At 36.4% G+C, this 15,717-nt stretch carries 14 protein-coding genes, 1 rRNA gene and 1 riboswitch; of the genes, 1 reads left to right on the top strand and 14 read right to left on the bottom strand.

Annotated elements, in window-relative coordinates:
• Nucleotides 1-1,537, bottom strand: a 16S ribosomal RNA gene (locus BP18_RS12085); the annotation flags it as partial.
• A gap of 457 nt (nucleotides 1,538-1,994) precedes the next feature.
• Nucleotides 1,995-2,699, bottom strand: a complete 705-nt coding sequence (locus BP18_RS12080) for an O-methyltransferase (RefSeq protein WP_007721649.1) — start codon at nucleotides 2,697-2,699, stop codon at nucleotides 1,995-1,997.
• Between the two features lie 213 nt (nucleotides 2,700-2,912).
• Here BP18_RS12080 and cbpA point away from each other — a divergent pair, with 213 nt between their 5' ends.
• The gene (gene cbpA / locus BP18_RS12075) at nucleotides 2,913-3,554 is read left to right on the top strand and encodes a cyclic di-AMP binding protein CbpA (RefSeq protein WP_007721652.1); all 642 of its coding nucleotides are present in this window, start codon (nucleotides 2,913-2,915) and stop codon (nucleotides 3,552-3,554) included.
• Nucleotides 3,555-3,603: 49 nt separating this feature from the next.
• Here cbpA and BP18_RS12070 read toward each other — a convergent pair whose 3' ends face one another.
• From BP18_RS12070 to BP18_RS12015, 12 genes are all read right to left on the bottom strand, one after another.
• A complete protein-coding gene (locus BP18_RS12070; protein ID WP_007721654.1) occupies nucleotides 3,604-4,095 on the bottom strand; it encodes a QueT transporter family protein in 492 nt (163 codons plus the stop codon).
• A 4-nt stretch (nucleotides 4,096-4,099) separates the two neighbouring features.
• Nucleotides 4,100-4,145: riboswitch (PreQ1 riboswitch) on the bottom strand.
• A 105-nt stretch (nucleotides 4,146-4,250) separates the two neighbouring features.
• Nucleotides 4,251-4,601 (bottom strand): type II toxin-antitoxin system PemK/MazF family toxin, encoded by a 351-nt coding sequence (locus BP18_RS12065; RefSeq protein WP_007721658.1) that lies wholly within the window; start codon nucleotides 4,599-4,601, stop codon nucleotides 4,251-4,253.
• 27 nt (nucleotides 4,602-4,628) lie between these two features.
• On the bottom strand, nucleotides 4,629-4,877 hold the full coding sequence (locus BP18_RS12060) for a hypothetical protein (RefSeq protein ID WP_007721660.1): 249 nt from the start codon (nucleotides 4,875-4,877) through the stop codon (nucleotides 4,629-4,631).
• Nucleotides 4,878-5,171: 294 nt separating this feature from the next.
• Nucleotides 5,172-5,522: a holo-ACP synthase gene (acpS, locus tag BP18_RS12055; protein WP_007721662.1), complete on the bottom strand. Its 351-nt coding sequence runs from the start codon at nucleotides 5,520-5,522 to the stop codon at nucleotides 5,172-5,174.
• Nucleotides 5,523-5,847: 325 nt separating this feature from the next.
• The gene (locus BP18_RS12050; RefSeq protein ID WP_007721664.1) at nucleotides 5,848-7,431 is read right to left on the bottom strand and encodes a DEAD/DEAH box helicase; all 1,584 of its coding nucleotides are present in this window, start codon (nucleotides 7,429-7,431) and stop codon (nucleotides 5,848-5,850) included.
• 488 nt (nucleotides 7,432-7,919) lie between these two features.
• Nucleotides 7,920-8,630, bottom strand: a complete 711-nt coding sequence (locus BP18_RS12045; protein ID WP_029277217.1) for a Bax inhibitor-1/YccA family protein — start codon at nucleotides 8,628-8,630, stop codon at nucleotides 7,920-7,922.
• An 86-nt stretch (nucleotides 8,631-8,716) separates the two neighbouring features.
• Nucleotides 8,717-10,105: a UDP-N-acetylmuramoyl-tripeptide--D-alanyl-D-alanine ligase gene (locus tag BP18_RS12040; protein ID WP_007721668.1), complete on the bottom strand. Its 1,389-nt coding sequence runs from the start codon at nucleotides 10,103-10,105 to the stop codon at nucleotides 8,717-8,719.
• 102 nt (nucleotides 10,106-10,207) lie between these two features.
• Entirely contained in the window at nucleotides 10,208-11,308 is a 1,101-nt protein-coding gene (locus tag BP18_RS12035) for a D-alanine--D-alanine ligase (RefSeq protein ID WP_007721670.1), read from the bottom strand.
• 236 nt (nucleotides 11,309-11,544) lie between these two features.
• Complete coding sequence (locus BP18_RS12030) at nucleotides 11,545-12,312, bottom strand: hypothetical protein (protein ID WP_007721672.1); 768 nt, start codon at nucleotides 12,310-12,312, stop codon at nucleotides 11,545-11,547.
• A gap of 279 nt (nucleotides 12,313-12,591) precedes the next feature.
• Complete coding sequence (locus BP18_RS12025; RefSeq protein WP_007721673.1) at nucleotides 12,592-12,867, bottom strand: type B 50S ribosomal protein L31; 276 nt, start codon at nucleotides 12,865-12,867, stop codon at nucleotides 12,592-12,594.
• Nucleotides 12,868-13,006: 139 nt separating this feature from the next.
• A complete protein-coding gene (gene rho, locus BP18_RS12020; RefSeq protein ID WP_007721674.1) occupies nucleotides 13,007-14,302 on the bottom strand; it encodes a transcription termination factor Rho in 1,296 nt (431 codons plus the stop codon).
• A 12-nt stretch (nucleotides 14,303-14,314) separates the two neighbouring features.
• A complete protein-coding gene (locus BP18_RS12015) occupies nucleotides 14,315-15,586 on the bottom strand; it encodes a UDP-N-acetylglucosamine 1-carboxyvinyltransferase (RefSeq protein WP_029277214.1) in 1,272 nt (423 codons plus the stop codon).
• Nucleotides 15,587-15,717: the final 131 nt, after the last annotated feature.

The raw sequence follows: 15,717 nt of genomic DNA, 5'->3' as shown, positions 1-15,717 counted from the left end.
TCCGATACGGCTACCTTGTTACGACTTCACCCCAATTATCTGTCCCACCTTAGGCGGCTGGCTCCCAAAAGGGTTACCTCACCGACTTCGGGTGTTACAAACTCTCGTGGTGTGACGGGCGGTGTGTACAAGACCCGGGAACGTATTCACCGCGGCGTGCTGATCCGCGATTACTAGCGATTCCGGCTTCATGCAGGCGAGTTGCAGCCTGCAATCCGAACTGAGAATGGCTTTAAGAGATTAGCTTGGCCTCGCGACCTTGCGACTCGTTGTACCATCCATTGTAGCACGTGTGTAGCCCAGGTCATAAGGGGCATGATGATTTGACGTCATCCCCACCTTCCTCCGGTTTATCACCGGCAGTCTCACTAGAGTGCCCAACTGAATGCTGGCAACTAATAATAGGGGTTGCGCTCGTTGCGGGACTTAACCCAACATCTCACGACACGAGCTGACGACAACCATGCACCACCTGTCACTTTGTCCCCGAAGGGAAAGTCCTATCTCTAGGATTGTCAAAGGATGTCAAGACCTGGTAAGGTTCTTCGCGTTGCTTCGAATTAAACCACATGCTCCACCGCTTGTGCGGGTCCCCGTCAATTCCTTTGAGTTTCAACCTTGCGGTCGTACTCCCCAGGCGGAGTGCTTAATGCGTTAGCTGCAGCACTGAAGGGCGGAAACCCTCCAACACTTAGCACTCATCGTTTACGGCGTGGACTACCAGGGTATCTAATCCTGTTTGCTCCCCACGCTTTCGAGCCTCAGCGTCAGTTACAGACCAGAGAGTCGCCTTCGCCACTGGTGTTCCTCCACATATCTACGCATTTCACCGCTACACGTGGAATTCCACTCTCCTCTTCTGCACTCAAGTTCTCCAGTTTCCAATGACCCTCCCCGGTTGAGCGGGGGCTTTCACATCAGACTTAAAGAACCGCCTGCGCTCGCTTTACGCCCAATAAATCCGGACAACGCTTGCCACCTACGTATTACCGCGGCTGCTGGCACGTAGTTAGCCGTGGCTTTCTGGTTAGATACCGTCAGGGGATGAGCAGTTACTCTCATCCTTGTTCTTCTCTAACAACAGAGTTTTACGATCCGAAAACCTTCTTCACTCACGCGGCATTGCTCCGTCAGACTTTCGTCCATTGCGGAAGATTCCCTACTGCTGCCTCCCGTAGGAGTCTGGGCCGTGTCTCAGTCCCAGTGTGGCCGATCACCCTCTCAGGTCGGCTACGTATCATCGCCTTGGTGAGCCATTACCTCACCAACTAGCTAATACGCCGCGGGTCCATCCATAAGCGGTAGCCGAAGCCACCTTTCTTCCATTCGTCAGGAGACGATTAGAAATATGCGGTATTAGCATCCGTTTCCGAATGTTATCCCCCTCTTATGGGCAGGTTACCCACGTGTTACTCACCCGTCCGCCACTCCTTAACTTCGATGGGTGCAAGCACCCGGTGAAATTAAAGCGTTCGACTTGCATGTATTAGGCATGCCGCCAGCGTTCGTCCTGAGCCAGGATCAAACTCTCATATAAAATGATGCTTGAAGCTCATTATTGAATTGCTAGCGAATAATTATTCACTATTTTGTTACTGTTGACTCAGCACTGCTGAGTCACCCTCACATTTGGTTCGTCTTACTTTGTTTAGTTTTCAAAGGTCAATCTGTTCATCTGACAACTACTGAAGTATATCACCTTCAAAATAAGTTGTCAACAGTTTTTAAATAATTATTTGTTGTAATGTATAATTATTCATGTAACCGCTACAATGTATTTCTGATGACTTCAGTATAATAACATTTCTTTATTACACTTGTCAACATTTTTTCGAATTTCTTTTTTATCATTGCTACATTCTGTAACAACGTGTTCTAATATACCAAGAATTTTCTTTTTCGTCAATACTAAATACTTGCTTTTTTAAAATATACAGGCATTTCAATTAAAAAGCAGCTATTAAACTATTTTTTTATTGAAATGCCCTCTTTTTTTATACTTTATCCTCTATCATATACGAAAAGTCAGTCTCGTCTTGTTTTACTACCATTAACAAACCGTCTCCTAAAGGTACAATACTTGAATCTAAAGACGGATGTTGCATTACTACTTCTAAAAACGCATTTAATTTACGATGAATCGTTCTTCTATTTTTCGGAATTTCTTCTTTAGGTGCTAAAATAGTCCCACCTTGTAAAACATCATCAACGATTAACATACCACCTTTTTTTAACAGTCGCATACAATCCGGAAAGAAGTCATAATACTTTGATTTTGCGCTATCCATAAAAATTAAATCATAAGGTCCTTCCAAAGTAGAAAGTATGTCCGCTGCTTGACCTTCTAACAAAGTAATTTTATCCGTTAAGCCCAGATCTTCATAATTTTTTCTTGCTTTTTGAATCATTACGTCATAACGATCAATCGTCGTGACATGGCCTTCATCACCGACATGTTGCGCCATTAAGCTTGACGAAAATCCGATTGCTGCTCCAATCTCTAAAATTTGTTTTGGTTTTATTTGATTTAATAACACGTTTAAGAATACTACTGTCTCATGAGGAATAATGGGCACACCATCCACATTCGCTTGACGCTCAATTTCTCCAAGTCTTCCTTTAAGGGGTTTTTGTTCCTTTCGAAGAAACTCTACTACTTCTTTATCTACAACTGGTCGATACATCATTTCATTTCTCATTACGCTTCCCCCACTTTTCATTTCACTTATTTATTGAATTCTTTTTTTATTATAGAATGCCATTTACTTTCAGACAAGTTAATCTTACTATTATCTATCTGCTTTAGATCTCTAAAGAATTTCTTCATCCATTTCTAAAAGCATTGGATACCTTATCTACTATATGTTATTATCAAATTAAATAAACCAATCCTTAAAGGAGGATATACAAACATGCTTATAAAATCACTTTGCATTCCTAAAAAGAAACTAACTACAGTAAACGAAACTGTAACCCTTCAAGAAGCTATCGATATACTTGAAAATTCAGGTTTTCGATGTGTACCTATCTTAGATGAAACGGGAACAATCTTTAGAGGAAATATTTACAAAATGCATATCTATCGTCATAAAGCTAACGGTGGAGATATGAATTTACCAGTGACGCATTTATTAAAAAATGCTACAAAATTCATTTCTATAAACGCATCCTTCTTTAAAGTCTTTTTCTCAATTAAAGAATTGCCTTATATTTCTGTACTAGATGATGATAATCGCTTTTACGGAATTTTAACCCATAGTTCATTACTAAATATGTTGCAACAATCATGGAATGTTAACACAGGTAGCTATGTATTAACCATTGCTTCAACTGGTCTAAAAGGCGATTTAGCAAATATGACAAAAATCATTAGTCGCTATTGTTCTATTTCAAGTTGTATCACATTAGACGTTGAACAAGATGAATTAGTTCGTCGCACTATGATCACTTTAGAGTCTGGCGTTACAAAAGATGTCGTTAAGCAATTATCTGCTTCTCTAAGCAAACGAGGCTTTCGTGTTGTTGAAATAGAAGATTTAAAGAATATTGGTTAAGCCGTTTATTCGTTAAAAAAAGCTAAATGCTGATGCATTTAGCTTTTTTCTATCTTTCTATTCTTTCATTAAAATGAATTTTTTTATCAATATAGATCATAACTGGCATACCAATCCCCATTACAACCAGTTCTCCAATCGCAACAGTTAAGTAGCTAAACCAAAACGGCAATTGCAACGCTAGATATAATTCCCATGCTATTAGCGCTGAGCCAATAGTGAAAACAATTGTATTTACACTCATTTTTACCCAAACGTTCGTTATCCTTCTCGTTAGTCCACTCATGATAAGCAGTGAAATCAGTGTGTGCGCAACACCAAATACTAAGTCATAAATAACCATAGGTGAAAAAATAAGATTGGATATCAAAACTCCACCAACTATCCCTATAATGTATTTTTTATTAAATACGGCTAAATGATTCAACATTTCCGCGACGCGAAATTGAATTGCACCAAAAGACGTAAAGGCTAATGACGCAGTAATCGCCACGTATAGCGCTGCAACTACTGCGTTTATTACTAAACTTTTAATTTTCATTTTATTCCTCCTAGTTTTTTTTCGTGGGATGGTCAACGAACCACGTTTTTACAACCTTCATAGCATACCACTTAACACTTAGTTTTTCAATTTGTTTGAAAAAAGTAAAAAAAAAGCATTCGTTCATTCACGAATGCCACATATTATTTATTTTTTTACACCTGACCTGATAATCCAACACTTATCGCCAAGGCATCATCAATTTTTTTCATCATTTTAAAGTCTAATTGAGTCACTTTTTCACGTAATCGTTGTTTATCAATTGTTCTTATTTGTTCTAATAAGACAACAGAATTTTTTTCAAGATTATACTCTTCTGCTGATATCTCAACATGGGTAGGCATCTTTGCCTTTTGGATTTTAGCTGTTATTGCTGCGATAATAACGGTTGGACTGTAATGGTTGCCTACATTATTTTGAATAATCAAAACTGGTCGCATCCCACCCTGTTCCGAACCTACAACTGGCGATAAATCAGCGTAATAAATCTCTCCCCGTCTTACCATAGGTATTTTCCTCCTTATAACACCTGGTTAGAATTGGGCACCGACCTCTTTTTCACAAACTTCAAATTCATCACAAATATCAAGATTGATACGAGACATCTCTGCATATCCTTTACGCATGGTATCATAGACTATTAAATTCTCTTCTAAAAAATAATTCATAACCGAATTAACAAATTCATTTTCATCAATATTTGCAATAGAGCAATATTCTTTAACTACTTTGTATACTCCTGGCGCTAAATTAACTTTCATTATGTTATCATTTTCATCCATTACCCCATACCTCCTAAAAGATTACCTTTTCATACCCCATAAAAAGGATTCACTTCAAGAACATGGTAACATGAAATGATAATCATTGAAACCGCAACCTTAATAAAAAATCAAATTTCACTTTATAGACAAATCTGATTTTATCTTTAGGTACCTTAAGGCGTTAACTAACCTATTTCATTGTTTTCTAACTGGAATTACTCCAATTAAATTTCCACTTAAAAACTTTAAAACAATTATATGTATGACGAAATCCCTATTAAACGGTTGCTTCGTTTCCTCGTTTCCCCTTTTCTATTTTTCTAAAATAATTTGTGCGGCAACAATTGTATCTGTGTGAGTAATGGAAAGAAATACATTTCCTTGAAAAGGACATTTTTCAACTACAGGTTTACCATAATTATCTGGTATTATTTCAATATCTTGAAAACCCAACTTCCCAATTCCTGTTCCCATCGCCTTTGAAAAAGCTTCTTTCGCTGCATATCTCCCAGCTAAAAACTCCATTTGACGATTACCTTTTAGCCTAGAAAAAATTTCCATTTCTGCTGGAGTAAGTACTCGGCTAGAAAAAGTTTCTCTTTTTAAATAAGCTTCCTTTATACGAGTGATTTCTGCTATATCTAACCCGATACCTACGATCATGTTACACACCTCTTTTATGCCTTTATCAATTTTCTTACTCACGTAAGTTATATTCTATAATATTAAGCTAATCTTATCAAACAATATTTATTGTGTCACTTGTAAAAGGTAATTATTTCCACTTGCTAATGATCTATTTTAAATCAAATACTCATTTTTTTACAGACTCTATAATTCTTAGTGTGAATAGACGAATTTAGTTCATACTTACCATTCGAGAGGAATAGGTTTGCTTGTAGCTCAGCGGTGTATTTAAGTCTCAAATAGTAGGTAGTAGAAAAAACAAAAAAGACCAAGACAATTGTCTTGATCTTTTTTAACTAATTTAGTCTTTATCACGAATAGTAAATTTACGTTCTCCGCCTGCATTACGACGGTTATCAGTAGACTTTCCACGACTGTCTTTACGACGGCTGTCGCTTCCGCTACGTTTTGAATCTTTATTCCATTTTCCGCCTGCACTTGAGCTTGCGTTACCGCCACCACGACGTTCAGAAGGTTTTCCACTACGGCTACTTCCGCCACGGTATCCACCTTTACTGCTACTTCCGCCACGATTGCTTCCGCCGCCATGACTTCCGCCTTTACGACCAGGTAATGGACGCTCTGGAGTAATTTTAACTGGAACTTCATCAGCATCTTTTGTTACACTCTTCAAGAATGCAGCAGCAAGATCTTCAGCTGTATAAGTTTCTAATAATTGTGCAGCAGCTTTTTCATAACGATCCAAGCCATTAGCATCAACAATAGAACCTACTTCGTCAATTGACGCTTTAATTTGTCCTTCAAAAGCTTCAGCATTTGTTGGTGGACGCAATGGTGTCATTGCTTTTTTAGTTAAGTCTTCAATAACACGTAAATATCCCATTTCATTAGGTGTAATAAATGTTACAGAAACACCCTCTTTTCCTGCACGACCAGTACGTCCAATACGGTGAACATAGCTTTCTGGATCTTGAGGAATATCATAGTTATATACGTGTGTAACTCCGGAAATATCTAATCCACGAGCTGCTACGTCAGTTGCTACTAAAACATCTAATTTACCTGTTTTAAAAGCTTTTAAAACGCTCATACGTTTTTGTTGAGAAAGGTCGCCATGGATTCCTTCTGCGCGGTATCCGCGAGCTTCTAATCCACGAGCTAATTCATCTACACGACGTTTTGTACGACCAAAAATAATTGTTAATTCTGGTGTTTGAACATCAAATAAACGAGTCATAATATCAAATTTTTCGAAGTCTTTACAACGTACAAAAAATTGTTCAATTAAACTATCTGACATTGTAGTTGCTTTGATTTGAACATGTTCAGGTTCTTTCATAAATCTTACACCAATGCGTTTGATAGCTGGTGGCATTGTAGCAGAGAATAACAATGTTTGACGTTCAGCTGGAACTTCATGAATGATTGTTTCAATGTCATCGATGAATCCCATATTCAACATTTCATCCGCTTCATCTAAAACTAGTGTTTCAACATGTCCTAATTTCAACGTTTTACGTTTGATATGGTCTAATAAACGACCTGGTGTACCAACAACAATGTGTGGTGCATCTTTTAAAGCACGGATTTGGCGACTGATATCAGCTCCACCATAAACTACTTGAACACGGACTTTTTTATCGCGGCTTAAACGGAATAATTCTTCTTGTGTTTGGATAGCTAATTCACGAGTTGGTGCAATAACTAATCCTTGTACATTACGGTTGTTTACATCAATTTTTTGTAACATTGGTAAACCAAATGCTGCCGTTTTCCCTGTTCCTGTTTGTGCTTGCCCAATAACGTCTTTTCCTTCAAGTGCTAGTGGAATCGTTTGTCCTTGGATTGGTGTTGCTTCCTCAAATCCTAAACGTTCTACTGATTTTAATAATTCAGGTGCTAATCCTAATTCTGAAAATTTCAATATATTTCCTCCCAATTTTAAAACCTTAAAGAGAGATTTTTGCGAAATACAGGCACCTTCATTAGTTTAATCAATGCACCTGTTTGCTGTAACTCCATATAAAAACTCGATGTTCGTTCGGTCGAATGTACACCAAGTTTTTCATTTCATATAAAAAACTTGAATTTTTTCCAAGTTTATCTGCTTATCTAGTTTCACAAAACCCTCGATGGCTTCATTTTTTATTAAAGATTATTCTTCAATCTAAACCATTCTATCATGTATATTTTTGTTTATCAATTGATTTGGCCTATTGTTTTTATGAACACGTTTCCTTTAAGCTTTTTCTTTCGATTCTATGAGTTCACTTGCTTTAGTCTGCGCTTTCACAATCTTTTTGCTCATCTTATTGACATAATCTTTGATAGAACTCTCTACAAAAAAAGAAACTAAAAAAAGGTTTTTCACCTCTCTTTTAGTTTCTTTTAACTACTTGAAGCGGTCTATCATTAATCTCTTCCGCCACCAAAAATACGTAACAATCCAATAAAGATATTAATAAAGTCTAGATACAAACTCAATGCTCCACTAATAGCTAACGCACCTAAATTTTGTTCGCCTGAATAGCGCGTATAAAGATCTTTTAATTTTTGGGTATCATAAGCTGTAAAGCCGATAAAGATGACAACAGTAATAAAGGATAACACCATATCAGCTGGGCCACTTTTCAGGAAGAAACCATTCACTAACATAGCAATAATCAAACCGATTAACGCACCTCTTAATTGTCCTCCTAAAGTTGTTAAATCTTTTTTAGTTGTAAACCCGACTAAACTCATACCTGCAAAAGATGCAGCTGTGGAGATAAATGCAGCCCCAATGCTCCCTAGATCATACATTAGGAAAATAGAAGATAGTGTAATTCCATTGATAACTGCAAAGGCAATAAAACCAATGATTGACGCACTTGCCGATCTTAACTTAGCCCCATTCGAAGCTAACTTCATAACTAACGCTATCTCAGCAATAAAAAAAGCTAACATTCCGAATCGAGTACCAAATACCAAGTTCAAGATAAATGAACTTTGCGATGCATAAAAAGCAGTTATACCTGTTATTGATAAACCTAATGTCATATAAATATATATTGAAGCAAAAAATTTAGACAAACTTGTTGTATCTACTGCTTGATTAGAAACTTCTCTTCTAGGTGTATTCATGCTAATTAAACCTCCTAATTTATTCGTTTGTAATAGTATAGCAATTTTTTCTGATTAGTCACTCAGTCTTTAGACATATTTTTATATTAATCTTGTAGTGCCCTTACAACAGAAAGTAAATCTGTACCTAAACTTGATTTTATGAGCACGTAATCTCCAGGCTCGATTTGTTCTTTTGCCAGTTGAATCAGCGGTTCTTTGTCACCAGTAAAGTAAAAAAGGTTGTCGTTTGCGAACGTTTCTTGTAAAGATTCATAAAGTACACTCATTTCCTCACCGTAAAGAATAACCTTTTTGATTTGGTTTGGATTTAGAGACTCCTTAATGCTTAAGTGCAACTCTGAAGAATGCTCTCCCAATTCTAACATATCACCTAAAATCACAATTTTCTTACCTTCGTTTTCAAAAGTACTAAAATTATCTAACACAGCTTTCATAGCAGTGGGATTCGCATTGTAAGCATCATTTAAAATACGACTCCCATTTATTCCAACCAACCATTCCGTTCTATTTTTAGTTAACTGAAATTTGGCAAGTTTTGGAGCTGATTTTTGGATAGGTACACCTAAAACTATTCCTGCCATCAATGCGGCCAATGCATTGTTTACATTGTACGTTCCTAATACAGGCAAACTTATCGTCATATCAGGGGTTTCATTTGTCGTAAAACTAGTTTGATTCATTTGTGCATCTATATTTAATGGGTATAAATCATTTTCAGCAGCTGTTCCAAATGTTTTTAATTGTTTATCTGTCAAAAAAGTGACTCTTTCTTGCAGTAACGGTTCTTCACCTGGATAAATTAATACACCATTCTCTTTCAAGCCTGAACTAATTTCCATTTTGGCATCCGCGATACCCGCTCTCGATCCAAAAAACTCAATATGTGACTCACCAATCATGGTTATAATAGCTACATCTGGCTCCGCTAGATCTGATAACACTTTAATTTCTCCAGCATGATTCATTCCCATTTCTAAAATAACTACTTCAGTATCTATCGGCATTTCAAGAATCGTTATTGGAAGACCTATGTGGTTATTAAAGTTTCCTTGTGTTTTATGCACCCGATATTGACTAGATAATACTGCATCCGTCATATCTTTTGTAGTCGTTTTTCCGTTGCTTCCTGTAATTCCAACAACTTTTGGATTGACTTTAGTTAAATAAAATTTAGCCAAATCTTGTAAAGCTTTTAATGTATCTTCCACTTGAATGACAGGAAAATCAGCTGCCACTTCAAACGGCAAATCTTTTAATGATTTACTCCATAGAGAAGCTCTAGCTCCATTTTCAATGGCTTTTAAAATAAACTGATGTCCATCATTATTTCCTATTAATGGCACAAATAACGATTCTTTTACTAATTTCCGAGTATCAAAATCAACTGAAATTATTTCTTGATCAGACCACATGCTGGTATCATTTAACGCTCCAACTGCTGCTGCAATTTCTTTTATCGTTAAAGAAATCATAATTACGCTCCTTTTAAGTTTAATAAATCACTGAACACTATCTGTTTTGAAAGAAATAGAGACCGGAAAACGTATCCCAGCCTCTATTTCTAGCAACAAGTTTTATTGCTCATGATTTTCATTTTGAAAAGACAGTCGTTCTTGATGTCTTCTTAAAGCTAATTGAATCAATTCCTCAACTAAATCACCGTAATTTAATCCAGTATTTTTCCATAAAGTAGGATACATACTAAATTGCGTAAAACCTGGCATAGTATTTACTTCATTGATAAATACTTCATCATTGCTTGTTAAAAAGAAATCACACCGACTCAAGCCACTTCCATCTAGCGCTTGGAAAGCACGTACTGCGTATTCGCGCAAACGCGCATTAACATCCTCAGAAATTAATGCAGGTATTTGTAGCACTACGTCATTGTTGATGTATTTCGATTCATAGTCATAAAAGTCAACGCTTTTCACTAATTCTCCAGGAACTGAAATATGAATATCGTCATTTCCTAAAACAGCGACTTCAATTTCTCTAGCTTCAATTCCTTGCTCAACAACAACTCTCCGGTCATAACGCAAAGCTAATTCAATTGCGGCAATTAATTCATCACGGTTTTCGGCTTTGCTGATTCCAACACTTGATCCAAGATTTGCCGGTTTTATATACATTGGATAAAATAAAGTACCTTCGCATTGTTTGAAAACAATTTCCTTATCATTTAGCCATTCAGCTTTTCTTACTGGCACATAAGGGACTTGTGGTAAACCAGCTTGTTGAAAGAGTTGCTTACTAATAATTTTATCCATACCGCAAGCACTTGCTAAGACACCAGCGCCTACATAAGGCATACTGATAACTTCAAATAACCCTTGAACTGTTCCATCTTCTCCATTAGGTCCATGTAAAACTGGAAAAATAACAGCATCTTCTTCTTTTAAATCAGAAGGTTGGATAATCATACCTTGCGATTGTTGATTGTCATCAACTGCAAATTGTACGTTATCCGAAACAGCTAATTTTAAGGCATCTGAAGCCACAATATCGCTTGCTTGTTTAACAATTGCACCTTTTATCCATTGACCACTTCTTGTAATATATATAGGTTGCACTTCATAGTAATCATAATATACTTCTTTAATAATAGAAAAGGCAGTCAGAATTGAAATATCGTGTTCTGCACTCTTTCCTCCATATACTAGAAAGATTTTCATTTTAGTTATCCTCCGAATTTACTTAGGTATATTTACCTCAGATTCTTTATAATTCAAAAATTATTGTAACATATTTTTTTACAGAAAAATAGCACACCTATTAGAAACAACTATTCTTATCTAACGTGTATATTATTTTTAAACATTCCAAAAAAAGCCCTTTGTGCAACTTATCCGATTACTCTGTTATAGCGTTACAACAGCGTAGTCTGTTTAGTTACCTCATAGGACTTTTCTTATAGCGATTGTATGTTTTTGACTTCTTTGAAAAACCATTTTTGGTTTTTTTCACTAAAACACAGGTTACCTAATAAATTTTTCTCTAGAAAATCGCGATCAACAAAGTTTAAACGATCTTCTGCTAAGTAAACAGGAATCTCATATACTTCTTGTTTTATTGTTAGATTTTTAAAGGAAAAAACAACGCCTTCTTTGAGCAATGGGAACATATCCTTAACTTTAGAAACTGGAATACACGTAATTTTTTTCACTTTTTTGAAAAGAAACACATTTTTTTTCTCATTTACTTTTTTTTCTAGGTTGTTTGTTATATTGACCGACAAAACATTATAAAACCGATCTAAATTCCGGTAATACACTTTGGTCATTCCTTTAGGTAAGGTTAAATGGATATAATTATTTTGTAATTTATAATAGAAAGGTGAGTGCAAATGTGTATGGGCATGTGCAATATATAATAACTCAGAAATCTCAACGGGGGATAATTGCCTCATTAATTCAACACTTTCGAAATCAATCCATTTAGGAGGAGTATCGATTGTATGTTGGCTTTGCTCGAAGTATTCTTGAATTTTTGCTATTCCTCGAATCATGCGAAAACCAGTATGAGGGTCATATTCCCCAATACCTTTAGGAGCATTTAGCAATAAAATATTCTTAGGCGGTTTCTTAACGGCATCTTTGTATTCATCCATCGTGATGCCTTTACTCAATACAGCATTTGCAATAGTATCTAAATGAACATAAGTAGATTCTGAAGGCACTATACATTTCTCCCCTTGTCTTTTTCTCTTCTTCATTGTACTACTTATACACCAACTAATCTGTATCATTTAGATAATATTCTGGTTACAAAAAAGCTATGTAACCGTTCTATTAAGACAGTACCATGACAATTACGTTTGTTATAAAAATTCAAACTTTTATTATTTATTTTATTGAAAATTTATGAACACCTTTCTCAATACATCTGAAAAAAGCTTTTAAGTAAACAAAAAAAGAGCGTGGGACAAATTGTCCTGCGCTCTTTTTGAAAGAAAAAATTATTTTGCTTCTTCTTCTTGTTTGTTTGCATCTGCAATACCATATTTTTTGTTGAAACGGTCCACACGTCCGTCTGCTTGTGTGAATTTTTGACGTCCTGTATAGAACGGGTGTGAGTCAGATGAAATTTCGACACGGATCATTGGGTAAGTAGAACCGTCTTCCCATTCAACTGTTTCGCTTGAATTTTTAGTAGATCCTGATAAAAATTTATATCCTGTAGTAGTATCCATAAATACAACTTGTCTGTATTCTGGGTGAATTGCTTTTTTCATATATAAATCTCTCCTTATGCCCTGATGCATTTGCTGTATCAGAGTTAATTTTTGTCTTTAGACAACATTAGCATAATAACATATTTCCCAATTCAAAGCAACATTTTTTATTAAATTTCCAACTGAAAAAAAACCACTTTTAGCGCTGAGAATTTCTAGTATTTCTTGTTTTAGTGATGGTTTTATCCGTGAAATTCTCAAAAAACTCTTCGTTGTTTTTTGATTTGCGTAAGGCTTTTATAAATTGATCTGTTAAATCTAAGGCATCTCCTGTCATTGTATGGCGCAATTTCCAAATCATATCTAATCGGCTATCTTCCAACAAAAGTTCTTCTTTTCGTGTACTAGATTTTTTGATATCAATAGCTGGAAAAATACGGCGTTCTGCAAGTTCTCTCGATAGATGCAGTTCAGAATTCCCAGTTCCTTTAAATTCTTCATAAATCATGTCATCCATGCGACTTCCAGTATCTACTAAAGCAGTTGCTAAAATTGTTAAGCTGCCACCTTCTTCAATATTTCTCGCTGCTCCGAAAAAGCGTTTTGGTCGATACAACGCTGCCGGATCCAACCCACCACTTAATGTTCTACCGCTTGGTGGAAGAACCAAGTTATAGGCACGCGCTAATCGCGTAATACTATCCATTAAAATAATAACGTCACGTCTATCTTCTACCAATCGCATAGCTCTTTCTAACACTAATTCTGTTACACGCACATGATTCTGTGGTTGCTGATCAAAAGTTGAAGAAACAACTTCTCCTTTAACACTTCTTTCAATGTCCGTCACTTCTTCTGGACGCTCGTCAATCAGTAAAATGATCAATTCAGCATCAGGATAATTTTCAGCGATTCCATTGGCAATTTCTTTCAACAGAATTGTTTTTCCGGCTTTTGGAGGCGCAACGATCAATCCACGCTGACCAAAACCTACAGGAGCTAAAATATCGATCATTCGATTTGAAATTTTTGTTTGTGACGTTTCAAGAGTGATTTGTTTTTCAGGATAAAGCGGTGTTAGTGCAGGGAAATGAGGTCGTTCCTTTGCATCTTCTGGATCTTTTCCATTTACGAGATTTACATGCATTAACCCATAGTAACGCTCTGATGGCTTAGGTGGTCTTGCTTTACCGGATACTTTATCCCCATTTCTTAAACCAAATCGTTTGATTTGAGAAGAAGAAATATAAATATCTTCTTTACTTGGTGTGTAATTGATTGGGCGCAAAAAGCCAAAATCTTGTTGAGCCATAATATCCAACACACCTTCGACAATAAAGAATCCTTGTTTTTCTTCTTGTGCTCGGATAACAGCCAATGCTAATTCCTTTTTGTTCATTTGACTGTAATAAGGAATTTTTAGGTCTTTTGCATAATTGTAAATTTCTTTTAACGTTTTCATTTCTAATTCGGTCAATGTTAATAAATCACTCATATTAGTTAACTCCTATTTGTTATCGTCTTCAATCATTTGGACATCTGCACCTAAAGCTGTTAATTTTTCTACGATATGATCGTAACCCCGTAAAATATTTTCAACTCCAGTAATCGTTGTTGTTCCTTCTGCCATTAAGCCCGCGGTCACAAGACACGCTCCTGCTCTTAAGTCACTTGCTTCTACTTCCACGCCTTGCAACTGTTTTATTGGTCCTTCAATTAAAATCATATCGCTTTCAACACGGGCTTTTGCACCCATTCGTACCAATTCTGGTATATGTTTAACGCGTTTAGGGTAAATTGTATCCGTAATTAAAGAAGTTCCGGTTGCTTTTAATAACAGAGGAGTTAACGGTTGTTGTAAATCTGTCGCAAATCCAGGATAAGGAAGTGTTTTTACATTTATCGCTTTTAAATGAGTGGCTTCTTTTACTCGGATGCTGTCTTCTCCAATTTCCATTGGCACGCCCATCTCTTCCAGTTTGGCTACTAGTCCTTCCAAATGCTCTACAATAACATTTTTCACAAGAACATCTGACCCAGCTGCGGCTGCCATAGATAAGTAAGTTCCAGCTTCAATACGATCCGGGATAATTGTGTGCCTACACCCATGAAGCTCATCGACTCCGTCTATCCGAATAATATCTGTACCAGCACCTCTTACTTTTGCTCCCATATTGTTTAACAACGTTGCCACATCAATAATTTCCGGCTCGCGCGCTGCATTTTCAATAATTGTCTTCCCTTTTGCTTTCACTGCGGCTAGCATGACGTTAATTGTTGCACCAATTGATACCACATCTAGATACAGTCTTGTTCCAACTAAACCTTTTTCATCTGTTCTTAAATACATGGCTCCCATTTCATTATCTACAGTGGCTCCTAAAGCACGAAATCCTTTTAAATGTTGATCAATAGGGCGAGGTCCTAAGAAACAGCCTCCTGGTAGTCCAACTACCCCTTGTCCAAATTTAGTCAGTAAAGCCCCCATAAAATAATAAGAAGCACGTAGACTTTTTATTTTTCCATTTGGCATTGGAATAGAAACCATATTTGTTGGATCGATAGTCAGCGTTGAGCCATCAAAAGTAGTTTCTACTTTCATTACATTCAGAATATCAATTAATGAATGGACATCTTGGATATCTGGTACACCTTCTAAAACAACAGGTGAATCGGCTAATATCGCAGCTGGTATCAAAGCAACTGTACTATTTTTCGCTCCATTGATAGTCACTTCTCCTGATAACTTTTTCCCACCATTAATGATTAATTTCTTCATGTTATACCTCCATTTTTTCTTCTAAAAAGCTAATTTTCTTGAATCAGCGGACAATCAACCGAGTTTTTATCGCCGCTTAAATGCCCTAATTTAACGAATTAATTTTATCGAACTTAATCAACTCTATTTCG

The sequence above is a fragment of the Carnobacterium jeotgali MS3 genome (genome assembly GCF_000745125.1).
In the GTDB taxonomy this organism is placed as follows: domain Bacteria; phylum Bacillota; class Bacilli; order Lactobacillales; family Carnobacteriaceae; genus Carnobacterium_B; species Carnobacterium_B jeotgali.
Note: the sequence above shows the minus strand (reverse complement) of the source record. Positions and strands in the feature narration are given on the sequence as shown.

What these genes read in the sequence shown, in the direction of transcription:
- BP18_RS12065 (WP_007721658.1), bottom strand. Translation starts at nt 4,601, where the DNA reads ATGGTAAGACGGGGAGAGATTTATTACGCTGATTTATCGCCAGTTGTA.
- BP18_RS12080 (WP_007721649.1), bottom strand. Translation starts at nt 2,699, where the DNA reads ATGAGAAATGAAATGATGTATCGACCAGTTGTAGATAAAGAAGTAGTA.
- BP18_RS12015 (WP_029277214.1), bottom strand. Translation starts at nt 15,586, where the DNA reads ATGAAGAAATTAATCATTAATGGTGGGAAAAAGTTATCAGGAGAAGTG.
- BP18_RS12035 (WP_007721670.1), bottom strand. Translation starts at nt 11,308, where the DNA reads ATGAAAATCTTTCTAGTATATGGAGGAAAGAGTGCAGAACACGATATT.
- BP18_RS12025 (WP_007721673.1), bottom strand. Translation starts at nt 12,867, where the DNA reads ATGAAAAAAGCAATTCACCCAGAATACAGACAAGTTGTATTTATGGAT.
- BP18_RS12045 (WP_029277217.1), bottom strand. Translation starts at nt 8,630, where the DNA reads ATGAATACACCTAGAAGAGAAGTTTCTAATCAAGCAGTAGATACAACA.
- BP18_RS12070 (WP_007721654.1), bottom strand. Translation starts at nt 4,095, where the DNA reads ATGAAAATTAAAAGTTTAGTAATAAACGCAGTAGTTGCAGCGCTATAC.
- rho (WP_007721674.1), bottom strand. Translation starts at nt 14,302, where the DNA reads ATGAGTGATTTATTAACATTGACCGAATTAGAAATGAAAACGTTAAAA.
- cbpA (WP_007721652.1), top strand. Translation starts at nt 2,913, where the DNA reads ATGCTTATAAAATCACTTTGCATTCCTAAAAAGAAACTAACTACAGTA.
- BP18_RS12060 (WP_007721660.1), bottom strand. Translation starts at nt 4,877, where the DNA reads ATGGATGAAAATGATAACATAATGAAAGTTAATTTAGCGCCAGGAGTA.
- BP18_RS12040 (WP_007721668.1), bottom strand. Translation starts at nt 10,105, where the DNA reads ATGATTTCTTTAACGATAAAAGAAATTGCAGCAGCAGTTGGAGCGTTA.
- acpS (WP_007721662.1), bottom strand. Translation starts at nt 5,522, where the DNA reads ATGATCGTAGGTATCGGGTTAGATATAGCAGAAATCACTCGTATAAAG.